A 19248-nucleotide genomic window follows, 5' to 3' on the forward strand; every position below is an offset into this window, starting at 1 on the left:
CCATGCCCGAACTGCGTGTCGTGGCCGTCTCAAACGACGGCACACGACTGGTGCTCAAGGCTGCAGACAGCACGGAGTACACGCTTCCGATCGATGAGCGGCTGCGTGCCGCCGTGCGCAACGACCGCGCCCGGCTCGGCCAGATCGAGATCGAGGTGGAGAGCCATCTCCGCCCGCGCGACATCCAGGCGCGCATACGCGCCGGCGCCTCCGCCGAGGAGGTCGCCCAGTTCGCCGGAATCCCGGTGGACCGGGTACGCCGCTTCGAGGGCCCCGTGCTCGCGGAGCGCGCGTTCATGGCCGAGCGCGCCCGGAAGACTCCGGTGCGGCGCCCCGGCGAGAACACCGGTCCCCAGCTCGGCGAGGCGGTGCAGGAGCGGCTGCTGCTGCGCGGAGCCGACAGGGAGACCGTCCAGTGGGACTCATGGCGCCGGGACGACGGCACCTGGGAGGTCCTCCTGGTCTACCGCGTCGCGGGCGAACCGCACTCCGCGAGCTGGACGTACGACCCGCCGCGGCGGCTCGTGCAGGCCGTCGACGAGGAGGCGCGCTCGCTGATCGGCGAGACCGACGACGTCGCGGCTCCGGAGCCGAGCTTCCCGTTCGTGCCCCGGATCGCGCGGCTGCCTCGCGACCGGCCGCTGGACCGTGCGCTGGACCGGCAGATCGAGCGTCCGGCTCCCCCGGCGCCGGAGCCGGAGGAGCGCGTCAGCGGTGTGTCCGCCGGCGAGCGCGACTCGCTGACCAGCCTCCTGGAGGCGGTGCCGAGCTTCCGTGGCGACATGGTCGTCCCGGAGCGGCCTTCGCAGCCCGAGCCGCCCGCCCTGGAGCCTGCGCAGCAGGAGGAGCCGGAGGCCGACGAGCCGCCGGCCGCGGCGGCGTCCGCCGGTGCGGGATCCGCCTACGCCGATGTGCTGATGCCCCGCGCGGTGGCCGGCCACCGCGACAGGCTGACCGGGACCACGGACCGCCAGGCCGAGGCGGACGGCGTACGTCCGGGCCGCCGGGCGGCGGTGCCGAGCTGGGACGAGATCGTCTTCGGCACCCGCCGGAAGAAGCAGGACTGAGGACCGGACCGGGTGACCGTGACATGAGGAGGGCCCGTACGCAGTCGCGTGCGGGCCCTCGCTCCGTCCGGATCCCGGTCACGTCAGGCAGGGTCCGGCCCGGTGGCGACGGGGCGGGACTCGTCCGAGGACCACTCCGACCAGGAACCGGCGTACAGGGCGGCCCGGTGTCCGGCGAGCTCCAGTGCCAGTACCTCATGGGCGCCCGAGACGCCGGAGCCGCAGTAGACGCCGACCTGGGTTCCGCCGTCGGCCCCCAGGCCGGCGAAGCGGGTGGCGAGGGCGTCGGCGGCCAGGAAGCGCCCGTCCTCGCCGACGTTCTGCGTGGTCGGCGCCGACACCGCGCCGGGGATGTGACCGCCGACGCGGTCGATCGACTCCACGTCCCCCCGGTACCGCTCCGCGGCCCGTGCGTCGAGCAGCAGGCCGGAGCGGGCCAGATCCGCGGCCGCGTCCGCGTCGAGGAGGCCGAGCGCGCCCGGCCGGGGCCGGAAGTCGCCCTCGGCGGGTTCCGGGACGCGGGTGGTGAGCTCACCGGTCCACGCGGCGAGGCCGCCGTCCAGGACGCGGACGTCGGTGTGTCCGGTCCAGCGCAGCAGCCACCACGCCCGGGCCGCCGCCCAGCCCTGACCGCCGTCGTAGACCACCACCGGGCCGTCCTGGCCGACCCCCGCCCGCCGCATGACGGCTCCGAAGGCCTCCGGGTCCGGCAGCGGATGACGGCCGCCGCTGCCCGCCGGACCCGCGAGCTCGGAGTCGAGGTCGACGAAGACCGCGCCCGGGATGTGCCCGGCCTCGTAGTCGGCGCGGCCGTTCGGTCCGCCGAGCTGCCAGCGGATGTCCAGGAGCACCGGCGGGCGCGGACCGGCGGACTCGCTCAGGTATTCGGATGCGGTGATGATGGGCTTCATGGGTGCCATCTTCGCGCAGGGGCGACCGCCCTCGGTGACGCGGTACCGAATTGGATGTATCGCAACAAAGCGGACTCCAGCCTGAGCGGAAGCCGGGAAACGCGGCGCGGCCGGGGTGCCTCGGAGCCTCAGTGGTGCGAGCATCTGCACGGAGCGTACGCACCCGTATCCGTGCCGCTGGACACCGCACTGGGCTCCGTCCCCCCGTACGGCCACCCCGATGGTACGAGGAGAGAGAAGAAGATGACCGAGGCTGCCGCCCGGCGCACGCCTGGAGCCCCGTGCTGGGTGAGTCTGATCGTGCACGGCCTGACCGCGACCCAGGAGTTCTACAGCCGGCTGTTCGGCTGGGAGTTCCAGCCCGGGCCCGAGCAGCTGGGACCGTACGTACGGGCGCTGCTGGGGGGCAAGGAGGTCGCGGGCATCGGGCAGCTGCCGCCCGGCCGGCACCTCCCGATCGCCTGGACGACCTATCTCGCCACCGAGGACGCGGACGCCACGGCGGAGTCGATCCGCTCCTGCGGCGGGACGGTGGCCGTCGGGCCCCTCGACGCCGGGAACGCGGGCCGCCTCCTGATCGCGTCCGACCCGAGCGGCGCGGTCTTCGGTGTCTGGCAGGCCGCCGAGCACCTCGGTACCGCCGTGGCCGGCACTCCGGGCACGCCCGTGTGGAACGAGTTGGTGACCCGGGAGACCGCGTCGGTCGCCAAGTTCTACCAGACCGTGTTCGGATTCGAGACCGAGGCGGTCGTCTCGGCCGACTTCGACTACCAGACCCTCCACCTGCGGGGCCGCCCGGTGGCCGCCCTGCACGGCGTGGGGCACGCCTTGCCGCGCGATCGGGGGCCCCACTGGATGACGTACTTCCAGGTGGCCGACACCGACGAGGCTACGGCGCGGGTCGTGGAGCTCGGCGGGCACGTGCTGCAGCCGCCGCGTGAGGCCTCCAGCGGCAGGCTGGCAACGGTCGCGGACCCCGAGGGCGCGGTGTTCACGATCGTGCGACCGCCCGGCAGCTGACGCCCACCCGGCCCTCACCCGGTGGCTCCCCCCGCTGCTCGACCGCGTCGACCGGGTGAGCATGGCCGTCGGCCTCGAAGTACGCGTGCCGTTCTGCGACCACCGCCTGATCCAGTACGCGTGGAACATCCCGTGGGACATGAAATCGCTCGGCGGCTCGCCCAAGGGAGTAGTCCGGGAATCCGTGCGGGACCTGCTGCCGTCCCAGATCGTGGACCGGCCCAAGAACGGCCATGCTTCAGCGTATGGAGAGCTCTTACGGAATGGCCTCCGCCCGAGCGATTACCCCGGCATCTGGAGAAGCTGTCGCGCCCGTCGACTCCTTGCAGCCGACCTCGCACGGCGCCCCGGGCATCAAGTGGATGACACAGGAAGAACATCCGGGGACAGCGCGCCCGTGTGCGCGGACGCAGCGGTCATCCGGCGCCGGTGATGACGGCGGCAGAGCACTTCGTAGCCGATCTCGCCCATCGGCCGGTCCACGTCACCGACCACGACCTGAGCCCCCTCGACGACCATCTCGCCCTCTATGGTCCGCGCGTTGTGCGTGGCACGGGCTCCACACCAGCAGAGGGCCTCGACCTGGAGCTGCTCGACCCGGTCGGCCAGCTCGATCAGTCGCTGCGAACCGGGGAAGAGTCTCGTGCGGAAGTCCGTCGTGATACCGAAGGCGAAGACATCCATGCCCAAGTCGTCCACGACCCGGGCAAGTTGATCGATCTGGGCCGGGGCCAGGAACTGCGCTTCGTCCACGATCACGTAGTCGGCCCTGCCGCCCTTGGTCAGTTGGGCAACCAGGAACGCGTACAGGTCCATCCCCTCGTCCGCCTCGACAGCCTCCGTGACGAGCCCCAGCCGTGAGGACAACTTGCCTTCACCCGCGCGGTCGTCCCGAGTGAAGATCACGCCTTGCAGCCCTCTCGCCGAGCGGTTGTGCCCGATCTGGAGAGCCAGAGTGCTCTTTCCGCAGTCCATCGTCCCGGAGAAGAACACGAGCTCGGGCATGAGAGGTGGCGCGCCTTTCGAAGGAGTGTGCGGGTGGGGAGGGGTGGAGGAGACCGGCTAGGAGCGTACTTCGAGGAGCGGAACCAGTTGTTCCACGGGGGTCAGCGAACCGTGCATGCCCACCATCGCGGACTCGTGGGGCTCCTTGGCCGAGGCGGTGATCACCACGTCGTCGTGGGCGGCGGCCACCACGTCGCCGATCCTGCCGTGCACCCGCTCGTCGATCCGCGGACCGAACCAGCCCGCCGCGACGGCCTCGTCACGGCTCGCCACCCAGAACTGCTCGCCGAGCACCTCGCGCCAGACGGTCAGCACGTCGGCCTCCGCCCCGGGCACCGCGTACACATGGCGGGCACGGCCCTCGCCGCCCAGCAGGGCGACCCCGGCACTCAGTTCCCAGTCCTCGTCGAAGTCGATCCGGGAGTGCTCGTCGAACGGGATGTCGATCATCCCGTGGTCGGCGGTGATGTACAGCGCCGAGCGGGGCGGCAGCTGCTCGGCGAGGCGCCGGGCGAGCCCGTCGACGTACATCAGCTGGCCCCGCCAGGCGTCGGAGTCGACGCCGAAGCGGTGCCCCTGGCCGTCGACCTCGCTGTAGTACGTGTAGACGAGGGACCTGTCGCCTGCGGCGAGCCGCTCCGCCGCGAGGTCCATCCGGTCCTCGCCGGTGAGCCGGCCGAGGAAGGAACCGCCACTGAGCGCGACCTTGGTCAGGGGCGTCTGCTCGAAGTCGGGGGCGGAGACCTGAGCCGTGCGCACTCCGGCGGCGTCGGCGAGCTTGAAGACGGTCGGGTGCGGCTGCCAGGCCTTGAGGTCGGTCCACGGCTTCCAGCGGAGCTGGTTCATGAGCGCGCCCGTCGCCGGGTTGCGCACCGTGTAGCCGGGCAGGCCGTGCTCGCCCGGGGGCAGGCCCGTACCGACGGAGGCGAGCGAGGTCGCCGTGGTGGACGGGAAGCCCGACGTCACCGGCCGGCCGGTACCGCCGCGGGAGGTGGGGAGCAGCGAGTGCAGGAAGGGGGCCTCGTCCGGGTGGGCCTTGATCTGCTCCCAGCCGAGTCCGTCGATCAGGAAGACGCAGTTGCGGTCGGCGGGGGTGAGCTCCGGAATCCTCGCCTCGAAGCCGGGTACGCCCTGTCCCGCGACCAGCGTCGGCAGCAGGTCCGCGAGCGAACCGGTCCCGTATTCGGGTACGGGCGCGCTCTCGGGGGCGAGCAGGACGGGGTCCTGCCATGCGGGCTGGACCATCAGCGGGGGGTCGCCGGTGTCGCGGCCGTGGCCTCGGAGAGGGACTGGGCGAAGGCGAGGGTCTGGCGCACGGTGTCCGGGCCGTCCCCGGCCTCGCTGACACGCAGGCTCAGGTCGTCGGCGGTGGAGCTGCCCGTGTAGCCGTGATCGGCCTCGCAGTTGGGGTCGCCGCAGGCCGCGGGCTCGAGGTCGATGCGGGAGACGGCACCCCAGCCGATGGTCAGGACGACCTCGCGGGGCAGCGTGCCGGGCACGTACTTCTCCGGGTTGGCGACGACGCGGCTGACCACGACGGACGAGATCCGGTCGAGCTTGACCGACTCGGTGGACGTCGTGGCGTAGGGCGTCGGGGAGCTGGTGTCGGCGGCCTGCTCGTCGGTGTGGCTGACGATGAAGCGCGTGTCCGTGAGGACGAGGACCGTGACATGGCGCCGGACCTCGTTGGAGTCGAAAGTCGTCTCCTGGTGCACCAGGTACGAAGCGACCGGCTCCCCGCCGACGGCGGCCTCCACCGCCTCGGCCACGAGGGCCGGGTAGTAGCCGCTGCGCTCGATCGCCGCGCGCAGCCCCTGGGTCGTCGTACCGGTCTTTGCCATGGGAACCATCCTACGGGGGGCCGGTGACTGCCGGGGACGCCGTGCGCGGGTCCGTGGGCGTTCAGTAGCTGGGGAGCCGGCGGGGGCCGAGGTCACTGCGGGCGGGTGGCGGGGCGAGCCGGACGCTCGCTCCGAGCACCGTCAGGCCGTGCGTGGCCACGACGACGGGTTCCAGGGCGACCGAGACCACCTCGGGGTGGTCGTCGACCAGCCGGGACACCCGCAGGAGGAGCTCTTCGAGCGCCGCGGTGTCCGCCGGAGCGGAGCCGCGCCAGCCGAACAGCACCGGAGCAGCCTTGATGGAGCGGATCAGCTCGGCCGCGTCACGGTCGGTGGCGGGGACGAGGCGGTGGGCCGTGTCGCCCAGCAGCTCGGAGGGCGCACCGGCCAGGCCGAAGGAGAGAACGGCACCGGCGGCGGCGTCGATGGACGCCCTGACGACGGTGTCGACACCCCTGGGGGCCATGGCCTGGACGACAGGGCGCAGCTCGGCGGGCGTGCCCAGCAGGTCGGTCAGTTCGTCGTACGCCCGGCGCAGCGCGTGCTCGCCGGCGAGATCGAGCCGGACACCGCCGAGGTCGGCTCGATGCCGGAGATGGGGGGCGGTGGTCTTGAGGGCCACCGGGTAGCCGATCTTCCCGGCGGCGGCGACAGCCGCCTCCGGGTCGGGGGCGGGGAGCGCCGGCCGCACGGTGACGCCGTAGCGGGCGAGCAGCTCACGGGCCTCGTCATGGGTCAGCGGCCGGCCGCGCGGGTCGGGGTCCGGGCCGAGCAGCTTCTCGATCAGCGCGGCGGTCCCGTGCTCGTCGATGGTGTCGTCCAGGAATTCGGGCACCCTGCCGGGGGCGGCCGCCTGACGCCGCCACTGGGCGTACTTCACCGCCTCGGCGAGCGCGCGGACGGCTCGCTCCGCTGCGGGGTAGGCGGGGATCCGCCCGGCGGACGGGCCGTCCGCAGCGGGTGCCGGGGGGCCCGCCTCGTCCGTCCGGGGAGCGGGGGCGGGCGGGACCGGGGCTGCCGCGGGGCCGGCCGGCCGGCCCGTTCCGCGCGGCGCGGCCGTGCTCGTGGCGGCGGCGAGGGCCTGTGCCAGGCCGCCCATCTCCACGTGCACCACGGACACGGGCTTGGCGGGACCGTCGGCCGCCGCCTCGCGCAGGGCGGCCGCCAGGACTTCGCCGTCGCCGGTCTCCGCCTCGCCGTTCTCCCCCACCCAGGGGATCGCGGTCACGATCACGGCGTCGCACGTCCGGTCGGCGAGCGCCTCGGCCAGCGCGTCACGGAAGTCCTGCGGGCTCGCCGTCGTGGTGAGGTCGCGGGGCGGGCGCGGGCGGAGCCCTTCCGCCATGCAGGCGTCGTAGGTGAGGAGGCCGAGCGACTCCGAGTTGCCCAGGATCGCCACGCGGGGACCGTCCGGGAGGGGCTGGCCGGCGAGGAGGAGGCCGACGTCGACCATCTCCGTCACGGTGTCGACGCGGATGACGCCCGCCTGGCGCATCAGCGCCGAGACCGTCGCGTCGGGGATACGGCTGACGGGGACGGCGTGGCCCGGCGGATTGGATCCGCTGTGCCGGGCACCCTTCACGACGACCACCGGCTTCGCGGCGGCGGTCCGGCGGGCGAGCCGGGTGAACTTGCGCGGGTTGCCCAGGGATTCGAGGTACAGCAGGGCGACATCGGTGTCCTGGTCCTCGTACCAGTACTGGAGGAAGTCGTTGCCGGAGACATCGGCACGGTTGCCCGCGGAGATGAAGGCCGACAGCCCGGCGCCCCTGCGGTGGAGGCCGGACAGGACGGCGATGCCGATGGCGCCGGACTGGGTGAAGAGCCCGATGCGCCCGGCCTCGGGCGACTCGGGGGCGAGGGAGGCGTTGAGGCGGACCGCGCCGGAGGTGTTGATGATGCCGAAGGCGTTCGGGCCGATGATCCGCATGCCGTAGGACCGCGCCTGCCGCACCAGTTCCCGCTGCCGCTCCCGGCCTTCGGCGCCCCGCTCGGCGTAACCGGCGGAGATGACGACGAGACCCTGGACGCCGTTCTCGCCGCAGTCGGCCACGACCTCGGGCACCCGGCCGGCCGGAACGGCGACGACCGCGAGATCCACCTGCTCGCCGATCCCGCCCACCGAGCGGTGCGCGGGCACCCCGTCGACCGTTCCCGTCTCGGCGGTGAAGGAGGTGTTCACGGCGTACGCGCGCCCGGTGAAGCCCGAGCCCAGGAGGTTGCGCAGCACGGTCCGGCCCACACCGCCGGGCGTGCGGCCGACGCCGATGACCGCGACGGAACCGGGGGCCAGCAGGCGCTGCACGGAGCGTGCCTCGGCCCGCTGCTCACGGGCGCGCTGGACGGCGAGGGACTCGGCCGTGGGCTCCAGATCGAGGGTGAGGTGGACCGAGCCGTCCTCGAAGCTGCGCTGCTGGGTGAAGCCCGCGTCCCGGAACACCTTGATCATCTTGTTGTTGGCGGGGAGCACCTCCGCGGCGAACCGGCGGATCCCCCGCTCCCTGGCCACCGCCGCGATGTGTTCGAGGAGGGCGGACGCCACGCCGCGGCCCTGGTGGGCGTCCTGCACGAGGAAGGCGACCTCCGCCTCGTCGGCGGGGGCGGAGGCGGGCCGGCCCTGCTCGTTGATCCGGTCGAAGCGGACGGTGGCGATGAACTCGCCGCCGATCGTGACGGCCAGCCCCACCCGGTCGACGTAGTCGTGATGGGTGAAGCGGTGGACGTCACGGGCGGAGAGACGCGGGTACGGGGCGAAGAAGCGGTAGTACTTCGATTCGTCGGACACCTGCTCGTAGAAGCTGACCAGCCGCTCGGCGTCGTCCGTGGTGATGGGCCTGATCCGCGCGGTGCCACCGTCACGGAGCACCACGTCCGCCTCCCAGTGGTCGGGGTACGCGTGATGCGGACTCTGCTCCGGAGTGGGCTCCATGGGCAAAGCCTACGGCCCGGGACACCGGTCGCGCCGGGATCGTGGCAAGGGCACGCTGAGGGAGCCGGCGGGCGGCGAACGGTCGGCGGCGACGCCGGGCACAGGGGTGCGCACCGCTGTGCGAGACTGGTCTAGACAACCCATTGTTACGTGAAGGGCAGAACCATGGCTGAGCGCCGCGTCAACGTCGGTTGGGCCGAGGGCCTGCACGCCCGCCCCGCTTCCATCTTCGTCCGTGCCGCCACGGCCTCCGGCGTCCCCGTGACGATCTCCAAGGCCGACGGCAACCCGGTGAACGCCGCCTCCATGCTCGCGGTGCTCGGCCTGGGCGCCCAGGGCGGCGAGGAGATCGTGCTCGCGTCCGAGGCGGACAACGCCGAGGCCGCTCTGGACCGTCTGGCCAAGCTGGTCGCCGAAGGGCTCGAGGAGCTCCCGGAGACCGTCTGATTCCGGCCGCTTCGAACCGGAATTCTCTCTGCGGAAAGCCGCGGCACCCCCGACCGGGAGCTGCGGCTTTTCTGTTTCCCGGCCCGGGCGGCAGCGTTCCGGGAAAATAGCGTAAGCACACCGGAAAGCACGGGTCAGGGCAGCAGAAAGAAAGCCGTCCGACAATTACCCTCTTTGTATACGGCGCAATTGTTAATGACGGACGCCCGCGATGTTTACGGGGTGTTGCGAAGTCCTCACCCGCGCCTGGCCGGGCGTGTGCCCCGGCGCACGCCGCAGCCGGTGGGCCGCTGTCGCCCGCTCGGCGTGCTGGGCGGCGAGCGCCCTGGCCCGCTCCGGGTCGCGGCGGGCCACGGCGTCGACCAGAGCACCGTGCTCGGCCCAGGAGTCCGCGGGGCGGACCGGCTGCTCGACCGCGTACATCCAGGCGATCTTGTGCCGTAGCTGGGTGAGCAGAGCGATCAGCGCGGGGCTCCCCGAGGCCTGCGCCAGCGTCTCGTGGAACCAGCTCCCCAGGGAGCGCAGATCCTCCCCCTCGCCCCGGCGCACCCGTTCCTGACCCAGTCTGACCAGGCCGCGGAGCACCTTGAGATGTGCCTCGGTGCGGCGCTGTGCGGCGCGCGCGGCGCCGAGGGGCTCCAGGAGCATCCGCATCTCCAGGAGGTCGGCCGCCTCCTGCTCGGTGGGCTCGGCGACACAGGCGCCCGCGTGCCGGCGGGTGACGACGAAGCCTTCGGACTCCAGGGTGCGCAGCGCCTCGCGTACGGGGACGCGGGAGACGCCGTAGCGACGCGCGAGCACCTCTTCGGTGAGGCGGCTGCCGCGTGCGAAGACACCGGAGACGATGTCGTCACGGATTGCCGTGCATACCGAATGCGCGGGAATGCGCATGTCCGAACCTCCGCCTTAATCCCCGCGAAACGCGGCCGATCGACGCCTGTTCTGTGACTCTATTGCAACCGGCCGGAATTTCCGATGGCAGGGTGGAATCCATGGATACCTTTTGGCCTGGGAGCACTTCCGCGGGGGCTTCGGCACGCGTCCGGCCCCCGGAACACGTCGAAGGCCCCGGCGGGTGCCGGGGCCTTCGACGCAGATCGCGGTGCGCGTGGGGTCAGACCTGGACCCCGTGGGCGCGGAGGTAGGCGACGGGGTCCATGTCCGAGCCGTACTCGGGGGTGGTCCGGGCCTCGAAGTGCAGGTGCGGCCCGGTGGAGTTGCCGGTCGACCCGGAGAGGCCGATCTGCTCGCCGGAGCCGACGCTCTGGCCGACGGAGACGCCGATCGAGGAGAGGTGGCCGTACTGGGTGTACGTGCCGTCCTTCATCCTGAGCACGATGTTGTTGCCGTAGGCGCCGCCCCAGCCGGCCTCGACGACCGTACCGGCGCCGACCGCGACGACCGAGCTGCCGGACGCGGCCTGGAAGTCCACGCCGGAGTGGGAGCCGGAGGACCAGAGCGCGCCACCGGACTTGTAGCCGGTGGTGACGTGGGAACCGGCGACGGGGAGGTGGAAGGCGTTGAGCCGGGCGCGTTCGGCGGCGCGGGCGGCGCGCGCCTTCTCCTTGCGGGCCTCCTCGGCGCGGGCCTCCGCCTTGCGCTTGGCCTCGGCCTTCGCCTTCGCCTTGGCCTTCGCTTCGGCCGCGGCCTTCGCCGCGACGTCGGCCTGGTGCTTCTGTGCCTTCGCCTGAGCCTCGATCTGGGCGGCGAGGGTGGTGTCGAGGGCGACCGTCTGGGTCAGGCCGGTGCTGCCCGCGGTGACCTCGGAGTCCGCGGCGAGGGCCGGGGAGGCCGTGGCACCGAGTACGCCGGTGGTGGCCAGGGCGGCGACGCCGGCGACCTTGGCGCTCTTGCGCGTCAGGCGGCTCGGGGCACGGTGCTTCCCGGTGGCACGGATGAACGCCATGGAGGGGCTGGTCCTTTCCTTCCTTCTCGCCTACCGGGTTAGCTGACGGGTTCGGAGCAGGAAGGTCTCCTACGGGCCCCTGAGCCTCCGACGAGGTGCAGGGATCCGATTCACCCCAGGGACTTCATGGGTCCCCGGCTCCCCAGGCTCGCGCCTGACGGGGACTCGGCGATGGCTGTCCGGCGCCGCGGGCGCGGCAATCGTCCGGCGGACAGCCGCGCCGACGCTAGATCGGGAGCCTTTCCCCCGCCAAACGGAAAGGGCCTTTTGTCGCACATCCCACAGGGCAAAGCGCGACTTTATTGGCAATCCGGACAAATGACAGAACCCCGGCGGGAGTACACCCGCCGGGGTCCGTCATGTCCGGTTCTGTCAGCCGCTGACGACCGACACCTCACCGATACCGAGCGCCTCCACGGGCTCCTTGATCTGAGCGGCGTCCCCGACCAGGACGGTGACCAGCCGGTCGACCGGGAACGCGTTGACCACGGCGGCGGTCGCCTCGACCGTGCCGGTGTCGGCCAGGCGTGCGTACAGCTTCGCCTGGTAGTCGTCCGGGAGGTGCTGCTCCACCTGGTCGGCCAGGGTGCCCGCGACGGAGGCCGCCGTCTCGTACTTGAGCGGGGCGACGCCCACGAGGTTCTGCACGGCGGTCTCCCGCTCGGCGTCGGTGAGCCCCTCGGCCGCCAGGGTGCGCAGGACCTTCCAGAGGTCGTCCAGCGCGGGGCCGGTGGACTCGGTGTCGACGGAGCCGCTGATGGCGAGCATCGCGGCGCCCGCCGCACCGGACGAGGAACCCGGCGCCGTCGAGCGCAGCACCTGCCCGAAGGCACGGACGCCGTAGGTGTAGCCCTTCTCCTCGCGCAGCACACGGTCCAGCCGGGAGGTCAGAGTGCCTCCCAGGCAGTACGTGCCGAGGACCTGGGCGGGCCACACGCTGTCGTGCCGGTCGGCGCCGATCCGGCCGATCAGCAGTTGCGTCTGCACGGCTCCGGGACGGTCCACGATGACCACACGGCCGGTGTCGTCCGCGGTGATCGGGGGCACGGGCCGGGCCTGGCCGGCATCGCCCGACCAGTCACCGACGGTCTCGGAGAGCAGCGCGTCCAGGTCCACGTCGGTGAGGTCACCGACGACGACCGCCGTCGCCGTGGACGGGCGGACATGGGCGTCGTAGAAGGCGCGTACGGCGGCGGCGTCGATCCGCCGGACCGTCTCCTCGGTGCCCTGCCGAGGACGCGACATCCGCGCGGTGGCGGGGAAGAGCTCCTTGGAGAGCTGCTTGGCCGCGCGCCGGGCCGGGTTGGCCTGCTCGTGCGGGATCTCGTCGAGGCGGTTGCCCACCAGACGCTCGATCTCGCCCTCCGCGAAGGCCGGGGCCCGCAGAGCCTCCGCCACCAGTCCGAGGGCCTTGGTCAGCCGGGAGACCGGTACCTCCAGGGAGACGCGGACACCCGGGTGGTCCGCGTGGGCGTCCAGCGTGGCGCCGCACCGCTCCAGCTCGGCGGCGAACTCCTCGGCGGAGTGCTTGTCCGTGCCCTCGGACAGCGCGCGCGCCATGATCGTGGCCACACCGTCCAGGCCCTCTGGCTCGGCGTCCAGCGGGGCGTCGAGGAAGATCTCCACGGCGACGACCTGCTGGCCGGGCCGGTGGCAGCGCAGCACGGTCAGCCCGTTGGGCAGGGCACCGCGCTCGGGCGCGGGGAAGGCCCAGGGCCTGGCCTCGCCGGCGGTCGGCTGCGGGTGGTACTCCATCGCTACTCCAGTCACGGCGGCGTCGGTCACTTGTCGGCCCCCTCGGGCGCGTCGGTGCCCTCGGTCTCGTCGGCCGGTTCGACCGGCTCGTAGACCAGGACCGCACGGTTGTCGGGGCGCAGGTGCGCCCGGGCGGCTGCCTTGACCTCGTCGGCCGTCACGTCGAGCACACGGCCCACCGCGGTCAGGGCGAGCTGCGGGTCGCCGAACAGGACGGCGTACCGGCACAGTTCGTCCGCGCGGCCGGCTACCGTGCCGAGACGGTCGAGCCACTCGCGCTCCAGTTGCGCCTGGGCGCGCTCCATCTCCTCCGGCGTGGGGCCCTCCTCCGCGAAGCGGGCCAGCTCCTCGTCGACGGCCGCCTCGATCTGCGGCACCTCGACGCCACCGGACGTCTTGACGTCCAGCCAGCCGAGCGACGGCGCGCCGGCCAGCCTGAGCAGCCCGAACCCGGCGGCGACCGCCGTGCGGTCACGGCGCACCAGCCGGTTGTGCAGGCGGGACGACTCGCCGCCGCCGAGCACCGTCAGGGCCAGGTCCGCGGCGTCGCACTCGCGGGTGCCGTCGTGCGGCAGCCGGTAGGCGGCCATCAACGCACGCGCGGGGACCTCCTCATGGACCACTTCGCGAAGCTGCTCGCCGATGATGCCGGGCAGCGTGCCGTCGCGCGGGGGCTGCTTGCCGTCGTGCGAGGGGATGGAACCGAAGTACTTCTCGATCCAGGCGAGCGTCTGCTCCGGGTCGATGTCCCCCACCACGGAGAGCACCGCGTTGTTCGGCGCGTAGTACGTACGGAAGAACGCCTGCGCGTCCTCCAGCGTCGCCGCGTCCAGGTCGGCCATCGAGCCGATCGGCGTGTGGTGGTACGGGTGGCCGGCCGGGTAGGCGAGAGCGGTGAGCTTCTCGAAGGCCGTGCCGTACGGGACGTTGTCGTAGCGCTGCCGGCGCTCGTTCTTCACGACGTCCCGCTGGTTCTCCATGGACTCCTCGTCGAGCGCGGCGAGCAGTGAGCCCATCCGGTCGGCCTCGAGCCACAGGGCCAGCTCCAGCTGGTGTGTGGGCATCGTCTCGAAGTAGTTGGTGCGCTCGAAGCTGGTCGTGCCGTTCAGGGAACCACCGGCCCCCTGCACGAGCTCGAAGTGCCCGTTCCCCTTGACCTGGCCCGAGCCCTGGAACATCAGGTGCTCGAAGAGGTGAGCCAGCCCCGTACGCCCCTTGACCTCGTGGCGGGAGCCGACGTCGTACCAGAGGCAGACCGCGGCGACGGGGGTCAGATGGTCCTCGGAGAGCACCACGCGCAGGCCGTTGGCCAGACGGTGCTCGGTCGCCGTCAAGCCGCCGGAACCGGCCTGGGCTGTGGCCGTGTGACCCATGGGCATGTACGTCCCTTCGATCGGTACAGGATTTCCTGCCGGACCTGCCACTCTAAGACCAAGCGCACGGGCACCCGGCGAAGTTCCCGCCGGGTGGATGTCGTCGTGAATGTCGTCGTGGATCCGGCCGTGATCCGGGGCTTCGCGGAGGCCCTGAGGACCGCTTCGGACGGGTCGAGGTCGGTGTTGTCAGTACGGCGGGCCACAATGGTCGGCGTCAGAACCTGAGGTTGCCCGACAGAATCTGTGAAGGAGTCGCAGCCGCGATGGCCCGCCGCAGCACGAAAACCCCGCCGCCGGACGACTTCGAGGAGAAGATCCTCGACATCGACGTCGTCGACGAAATGCAGGGCTCCTTCCTCGAGTACGCGTACTCGGTGATCTACTCCAGGGCTCTGCCCGACGCCCGCGACGGCATGAAGCCCGTACACCGCCGCATCGTGTCCCAGATGAACGAGATGGGGCTCCGCCCCGACCGCGGCTACGTGAAGTGCGCACGCGTCGTCGGCGAAGTGATGGGCAAACTGCACCCGCACGGTGACGCGTCGATCTACGACGCACTGGTGCGCATGGCACAGCCGTTCTCGATGCGCCTGCCCCTCGTCGACGGGCACGGCAACTTCGGTTCCCTGGGCAACGACGACCCGCCGGCCGCCATGCGGTACACCGAGTGCCGGATGGCCGACGCCACGTCGCTGATGACGGAGTCGATCGACGAGGACACCGTCGACTACCAGTCGAACTACGACGGCCAGGAGCAGGAGCCGGTCGTCCTCCCGGCCGCGTACCCGAACCTCCTGGTCAACGGCGCTTCCGGGATCGCGGTCGGCATGGCGACCAACATGCCCCCGCACAACCTCGGCGAGGTCATCGCCGCCGCCCGCCACCTCATCCGGCACCCGGGCACGGACCTCGAGACGCTGATGCGTTTCATCCCGGGTCCCGACCTGCCCACCGGCGGCAGGATCGTCGGCCTCGGCGGCATCAAGGACGCCTACGCCGCGGGACGCGGCACGTTCAAGATCCGTGCCACGGTCGCCATAGAGAGCGTCACGGCCCGTCGCAAGGGTCTCGTCGTCACCGAACTGCCCTTCACCGTCGGTCCGGAGAAGGTGATCGCCAAGATCAAGGACCTCGTCGGCTCGAAGAAGCTCCAGGGCATCGCGGACGTCAAGGACCTCACCGACCGTGCGCACGGTCTGCGTCTGGTGATCGAGGTCAAGAACGGCTTCGTGCCGGAGGCCGTGCTGGAGCAGCTCTACAAGCTGACGCCGATGGAGGAGTCCTTCGGCATCAACAACGTGGCGCTGGTCGACGGCCAGCCGCTCACCCTGGGGCTCAAGGAGCTCCTCGAGGTCTATCTCGACCATCGCTTCGACGTGGTGCGCCGGCGCAGCGAGTTCCGCAGGACGAAGCGGCGCAACCGGCTGCACCTGGTCGAGGGCCTCCTCGTGGCGCTGCTCGACATCGACGAGGTCATCCGGCTCATCCGGGACAGCGACAACTCGGCGCAGGCGAAGGAGCGCCTGATGGAGCGCTTCTCGCTGAGCGAGATCCAGACCCAGTACATCCTGGACACCCCGCTGCGCAGGCTCACGCGCTTCGACAGGATCGAGCTGGAGAGCGAGCGCGACAAGCTCACCGAGGAGATCGCACAGCTCACCGCGATCCTGGAGTCGGACGCCGAGCTGCGCAAGCTGGTCTCCGCCGAACTGGCCGCGGTGGCGAAGAAGTTCGGCACCGACCGGCGCACCGTGCTGCTGGAGTCGGCGGGTTCGCAGGTCGCCTCGGTGCCGCTGGAGGTCGCCGACGACCCGTGCCAGGTGCTCCTCTCCTCGACCGGCCTCCTGGCCCGCACGGCCAACGCGGAGCCCGTCCCCCAGGCCGAGGACGCCATGCGCACGAAGCACGACGCGATCGTCTCCGCCGTGCCCGCGACGGCGCGCGGGGAGGTGGGGGCGGTGACGTCCGGCGGACGGCTGCTCCGGCTCTCGGTGATCGATCTTCCGCAGCTGCCGGACACCCATGCGGCGCCGAACCTGTCGGGCGGTGCCCAGATCTCGGAGTTCCTGACACTGGAGCCGGACGAGGAGCTGATCTGCCTCACCACCCTCGACGAGGAGGCGCAGGGTCTGGCCATCGGCACCCTGCAGGGCGTGGTGAAGCGTGTGGTGCCCGACTACCCCGCCAACAAGGACGAGTTGGAGGTCATCTCGCTGAAGGACGGTGACCGGGTCGTCGGCGCCAAGCAGTTGCGTACGGGTGAGGAGGACCTGGTCTTCATCACGTCGGACGCCCAGCTGCTGCGCTATCCGGCCGCGTCGGTGCGTCCGCAGGGACGCCCGGCGGGCGGCATGGCGGGTGTGAAGCTCGCCGCGGGCGCCACCGTTCTCTCGTTCGCGGCGGTGGATCCCTCCGCGGACGCGGCGGTGTTCACGGTCGCCGGATCGCACGGCACGCTGGACGACTCCGAGCGGACCTGGAAGCTCACCCCGTTCGACCAGTACCCCCGCAAGGGGAGGGCCACCGGCGGGGTGCGCTGCCAGCGCTTCCTCAAGGGGGAGGACGTCCTGGTGTTCGCCTGGGCGGGCGGGACCCCCGCACGGGCGGCCCAGAAGAACGGCGCGCCGGCCGAGCTCCCGGATCCGGATCCGCGCCGTGACGGTTCGGGCACACCGCTGACGAGTCCGGTCGCGGTGATCGCCGGACCTCTGTAGGACACCCGGCCGGGCGGCGGGGGCTCAGCCCTCGTCGTCCGGCTGCCGTACGTACCGCAGTACGCCCCACATGCTGCGCTCCAGCTCCTCGGTGGCGTCCTGCCACGCGTCCCGGCAGGCCTCGAGCTCCTTGTGCAGGGCCTCGGCGTCGATACCGGAGCCGATCAGCACCAGCTGGGTCCTTCGCGGTTCGTCACGGGCCCAGCGCTCCGGCACGAAGCGCAGAAACCTCCCGACGGCGTGCAGGGAGTACCGGTTGCCGGGGTCGCCCGCACCGAAGTCGGCGAATCCCTTGATCCGGTAGAGGCCCGCCGGCCTGGAGTCGAGGAACGCCATGAAGCGGCGGGGGCTGAGCGGCACGTCGGCGGTGAAGGAGACGCTCTCGTACGCCGTGTGCAGGTGCTCCTCGTGCGTGCGGTCGGCCTCGGGGAGGAGGTCCTCGAACGTCAGCTGGCGGAACGAGTCGTCCTCGTCCGGCCGGAGAACGGGATCGAAGAGGAGCTCCGGGTCGATCCTGCCGTACGCGGCGCGGACGACCGCCGCCCCGGCGCCCGCCGTCCCGGCCGCCTCCCGCACCGCCGCCAGCTCCGCGTCCGTGACCCGGTCGGTCTTGTTCAGGACGATCAGGTCGGCGGCCGCGAGGTGGCGGTCGATCTCGGGGTGGCGCTCCCGTGTGGCGGGGAATTCGGCCGCGTCGACGACCTCGACCAGTCCCCCGTACCTGATGTGGGGATTGTCGCTGGCCAGCAGCATCCGTACGAGTTCCTGGGGCTCGGCGAGACCGCTGGCCTCGATGACGATCACGTCCAGGCGCGCGGCGGGCCCGGTCAGTTTCTCCAGATAGGTGTCGAGCTCGCTCGCGTCGACCGCGCAGCACAGACAGCCGTTGCCCAGCGAGACCGTCGAGCCGACCTGCCCCGCGACGGTCATGGCGTCGATCTCGATGGCCCCGAAGTCGTTGACGATGACGCCGATCCTGTTGCCCGCCCTGTTGCGGAGCAGATGGTTGAGCAGTGTCGTCTTGCCGGATCCGAGGAACCCCGCCAGGACGACGACCGGGATCTGCGGGGCGTGGGGCGGGGTCAACGGGGCCTTCCTCGGGTCGTTCGGAGGTCAGAGTGCCGGTACGGGCTGCGGAGGCTGGGGCCCGGCGTAGCGGGCCGCCGGGCGGATGATCTTCGAGTCCTCCGCCTGCTCCAGGATATTGGCGCTCCAGCCGACCATGCGCGCGGCACAGAAGGTGGGCGTGAACATCTCTCGCGGCAGCCCGCAGAGCTCCATGACGACACCGGCGTAGAACTCCACGTTCGTGTGCAGCTCGCGTCCCGGCTTGAGCTCGGCGAGGATCGCCTCCACCTGACGTTCTACCTCGACGGCGAAGTCGACGAGCGGGCCCCCGAAGCTCTGCGCGACCGAGCGGAGCATCCGTGAGCGGGGGTCCTCGGTGCGGTAGACGGGGTGCCCGAATCCCATGATCCGTTCCCCGGCGAGGACCCGGCCGCGGATCCAGCCGTCGATCCGGTCCGGGGTCCCGATGGCGTCCAGGGTGTCCAGCGCCCGGCTGGGCGCGCCCCCGTGCAGCGGGCCGGAGAGCGCGCCGACGGCTCCGACGAGGCAGGCGGCGACATCGGCGCCGGTGGAGGCGATCACCCGGGCGGTGAACGTGGACGCGTTGAAACCGTGGTCGACGGTGGAGACGAGGTACCGCTCGACGGCCGACGTCCGTACGGCGTCCGGCTCCTCGCCGGTGAGCATGTACAGGTAGTTCGCGGCGAACGGGAGGTCGTCACGCGGTTCGACCGGCTCCAGGCCCTGGCCGAGGCGGTGCAGGGAGGCGAGCACGGTGGGGACGGCCGCGCACACGGCGAGGGCGTCCTCCCGGCGGCGGCCGGCCCCGGTGTCGTACACCGGACGGAAGCCGGCCGAGGCGCCGAGCAGCGAGAGCGCCGTGCGAAGACCGGCGAGCGGGCCGGAGAGCGCGCCGGCCCGGGCGACGGCGGGGAGCGCGTCCCGCACCTCCGCGGGCAGCCGGCGCAGAGCGGCTGTGCGGGCCGCGAAGGCGGCGCTCTCGGTCCGGCCGGGCAGGTCGCCGTAGAACATCAGGTACCAGACGTCCTCGAAGCTGCGGCTCTGCGCGAGCTCGACCGCCGAGTACTGCCGGTAGTGGTAGAACCCCTCGCGCCCGCGCACGTCCCCGAGCGCGGTCTCTGTGACGATCACGCCGGCGAGGCCGCGGGGCACGTCGGGCGGGACGGTTTCCGTATGTGAGGCAGGCAT

At 71.9% G+C, this 19248-nt stretch carries 16 protein-coding genes and 1 riboswitch; of the genes, 5 read left to right on the forward strand and 11 right to left on the reverse strand.

All coding sequences use genetic code 11. The annotated features are described in order from the left end of the window. Window positions 1-2 precede the first annotated feature (2 nt). Window positions 3-1067 (forward strand): septation protein SepH, encoded by a 1065-nt coding sequence (sepH, locus tag AB0P41_RS28405; protein ID WP_104789620.1) that lies wholly within the window; start codon window positions 3-5, stop codon window positions 1065-1067. A gap of 83 nt (window positions 1068-1150) precedes the next feature. Here sepH and AB0P41_RS28410 read toward each other — a convergent pair whose 3' ends face one another. Then, complete coding sequence (locus AB0P41_RS28410) at window positions 1151-1978, reverse strand: sulfurtransferase (RefSeq protein ID WP_365934873.1); 828 nt, start codon at window positions 1976-1978, stop codon at window positions 1151-1153. 243 nt (window positions 1979-2221) lie between these two features. On the opposite strand from AB0P41_RS28410, the gene AB0P41_RS28415 reads away from it, so the two are divergent. Beyond that, window positions 2222-2998 (forward strand): VOC family protein, encoded by a 777-nt coding sequence (locus AB0P41_RS28415; RefSeq protein WP_365934875.1) that lies wholly within the window; start codon window positions 2222-2224, stop codon window positions 2996-2998. After that, window positions 2916-3431, forward strand: a complete 516-nt coding sequence (locus AB0P41_RS28420) for an asparagine synthase-related protein (RefSeq protein ID WP_356710266.1) — start codon at window positions 2916-2918, stop codon at window positions 3429-3431. Before AB0P41_RS28415 ends, AB0P41_RS28420 begins: the two co-directional genes overlap by 83 nt. Here the strand turns inward: AB0P41_RS28420 and AB0P41_RS28425 are convergent. From AB0P41_RS28425 to AB0P41_RS28440, 4 genes are all read right to left on the reverse strand, one after another. Continuing rightward, complete coding sequence (locus AB0P41_RS28425; RefSeq protein WP_356710264.1) at window positions 3353-4003, reverse strand: thymidine kinase; 651 nt, start codon at window positions 4001-4003, stop codon at window positions 3353-3355. The two genes, AB0P41_RS28420 and AB0P41_RS28425, sit on opposite strands and share 79 nt — an antisense overlap. A 57-nt stretch (window positions 4004-4060) precedes the next feature. After that, window positions 4061-5248 (reverse strand): nucleotide pyrophosphatase/phosphodiesterase family protein, encoded by a 1188-nt coding sequence (locus tag AB0P41_RS28430; RefSeq protein WP_356710262.1) that lies wholly within the window; start codon window positions 5246-5248, stop codon window positions 4061-4063. Beyond that, window positions 5248-5844, reverse strand: a complete 597-nt coding sequence (locus AB0P41_RS28435; protein WP_356710260.1) for a DUF5998 family protein — start codon at window positions 5842-5844, stop codon at window positions 5248-5250. The genes AB0P41_RS28430 and AB0P41_RS28435 overlap by 1 nt, the downstream gene beginning before the upstream one ends. Window positions 5845-5905: 61 nt before the next feature. Further along, a complete protein-coding gene (locus AB0P41_RS28440; RefSeq protein WP_365934877.1) occupies window positions 5906-8773 on the reverse strand; it encodes a GNAT family N-acetyltransferase in 2868 nt (955 codons plus the stop codon). 165 nt (window positions 8774-8938) lie between these two features. On the opposite strand from AB0P41_RS28440, the gene AB0P41_RS28445 reads away from it, so the two are divergent. Beyond that, window positions 8939-9220 (forward strand): HPr family phosphocarrier protein, encoded by a 282-nt coding sequence (locus tag AB0P41_RS28445; RefSeq protein ID WP_356710256.1) that lies wholly within the window; start codon window positions 8939-8941, stop codon window positions 9218-9220. 192 nt (window positions 9221-9412) lie between these two features. On the opposite strand, the gene AB0P41_RS28450 is transcribed toward AB0P41_RS28445, so the two are convergent. The 4 genes from AB0P41_RS28450 to AB0P41_RS28465 all read right to left on the reverse strand — a co-directional run bounded on the left by AB0P41_RS28450 (window position 9413) and on the right by AB0P41_RS28465 (window position 14260). Next, window positions 9413-10111, reverse strand: coding sequence for a GntR family transcriptional regulator (locus AB0P41_RS28450; RefSeq protein ID WP_356710254.1), 699 nt, complete (start codon window positions 10109-10111; stop codon window positions 9413-9415). A 223-nt stretch (window positions 10112-10334) separates the two neighbouring features. Further along, window positions 10335-11126: a M23 family metallopeptidase gene (locus tag AB0P41_RS28455; protein WP_365934880.1), complete on the reverse strand. Its 792-nt coding sequence runs from the start codon at window positions 11124-11126 to the stop codon at window positions 10335-10337. 12 nt (window positions 11127-11138) lie between these two features. Next, window positions 11139-11307, reverse strand: a riboswitch (cyclic di-AMP (ydaO/yuaA leader). A 191-nt stretch (window positions 11308-11498) separates the two neighbouring features. Beyond that, entirely contained in the window at window positions 11499-12881 is a 1383-nt protein-coding gene (locus AB0P41_RS28460; RefSeq protein ID WP_356710642.1) for a pitrilysin family protein, read from the reverse strand. A 26-nt stretch (window positions 12882-12907) separates the two neighbouring features. Further along, complete coding sequence (locus tag AB0P41_RS28465; RefSeq protein ID WP_356710250.1) at window positions 12908-14260, reverse strand: pitrilysin family protein; 1353 nt, start codon at window positions 14258-14260, stop codon at window positions 12908-12910. Window positions 14261-14520: 260 nt separating this feature from the next. On the opposite strand from AB0P41_RS28465, the gene AB0P41_RS28470 reads away from it, so the two are divergent. After that, on the forward strand, window positions 14521-16971 hold the full coding sequence (locus AB0P41_RS28470) for a DNA topoisomerase IV subunit A (RefSeq protein WP_365934881.1): 2451 nt from the start codon (window positions 14521-14523) through the stop codon (window positions 16969-16971). A 24-nt stretch (window positions 16972-16995) separates the two neighbouring features. Here the strand turns inward: AB0P41_RS28470 and AB0P41_RS28475 are convergent, their stop codons facing one another. Next, window positions 16996-18057 (reverse strand): GTP-binding protein, encoded by a 1062-nt coding sequence (locus AB0P41_RS28475; protein ID WP_365934883.1) that lies wholly within the window; start codon window positions 18055-18057, stop codon window positions 16996-16998. A 27-nt stretch (window positions 18058-18084) separates the two neighbouring features. Continuing rightward, entirely contained in the window at window positions 18085-19248 is a 1164-nt protein-coding gene (locus tag AB0P41_RS28480; protein ID WP_365934885.1) for a citrate synthase/methylcitrate synthase, read from the reverse strand.

The sequence above is a fragment of the Streptomyces sp. NPDC079167 genome (genome assembly GCF_040686735.1).
Taxonomy (GTDB): domain Bacteria; phylum Actinomycetota; class Actinomycetes; order Streptomycetales; family Streptomycetaceae; genus Streptomyces.

What these genes read in the sequence shown, in the direction of transcription:
- sepH (WP_104789620.1), top strand. Translation starts at nt 3, where the DNA reads ATGCCCGAACTGCGTGTCGTGGCCGTCTCAAACGACGGCACACGACTG.
- AB0P41_RS28410 (WP_365934873.1), bottom strand. Translation starts at nt 1,978, where the DNA reads ATGAAGCCCATCATCACCGCATCCGAATACCTGAGCGAGTCCGCCGGT.
- AB0P41_RS28415 (WP_365934875.1), top strand. Translation starts at nt 2,222, where the DNA reads ATGACCGAGGCTGCCGCCCGGCGCACGCCTGGAGCCCCGTGCTGGGTG.
- AB0P41_RS28425 (WP_356710264.1), bottom strand. Translation starts at nt 4,003, where the DNA reads ATGCCCGAGCTCGTGTTCTTCTCCGGGACGATGGACTGCGGAAAGAGC.
- AB0P41_RS28430 (WP_356710262.1), bottom strand. Translation starts at nt 5,248, where the DNA reads ATGGTCCAGCCCGCATGGCAGGACCCCGTCCTGCTCGCCCCCGAGAGC.
- AB0P41_RS28435 (WP_356710260.1), bottom strand. Translation starts at nt 5,844, where the DNA reads ATGGCAAAGACCGGTACGACGACCCAGGGGCTGCGCGCGGCGATCGAG.
- AB0P41_RS28440 (WP_365934877.1), bottom strand. Translation starts at nt 8,773, where the DNA reads ATGGAGCCCACTCCGGAGCAGAGTCCGCATCACGCGTACCCCGACCAC.
- AB0P41_RS28445 (WP_356710256.1), top strand. Translation starts at nt 8,939, where the DNA reads ATGGCTGAGCGCCGCGTCAACGTCGGTTGGGCCGAGGGCCTGCACGCC.
- AB0P41_RS28450 (WP_356710254.1), bottom strand. Translation starts at nt 10,111, where the DNA reads ATGCGCATTCCCGCGCATTCGGTATGCACGGCAATCCGTGACGACATC.
- AB0P41_RS28455 (WP_365934880.1), bottom strand. Translation starts at nt 11,126, where the DNA reads ATGGCGTTCATCCGTGCCACCGGGAAGCACCGTGCCCCGAGCCGCCTG.
- AB0P41_RS28460 (WP_356710642.1), bottom strand. Translation starts at nt 12,881, where the DNA reads ATGGAGTACCACCCGCAGCCGACCGCCGGCGAGGCCAGGCCCTGGGCC.
- AB0P41_RS28465 (WP_356710250.1), bottom strand. Translation starts at nt 14,260, where the DNA reads ATGCCCATGGGTCACACGGCCACAGCCCAGGCCGGTTCCGGCGGCTTG.
- AB0P41_RS28470 (WP_365934881.1), top strand. Translation starts at nt 14,521, where the DNA reads ATGGCCCGCCGCAGCACGAAAACCCCGCCGCCGGACGACTTCGAGGAG.
- AB0P41_RS28480 (WP_365934885.1), bottom strand. Translation starts at nt 19,248, where the DNA reads ATGCCTGCCTCACATACGGAAACCGTCCCGCCCGACGTGCCCCGCGGC.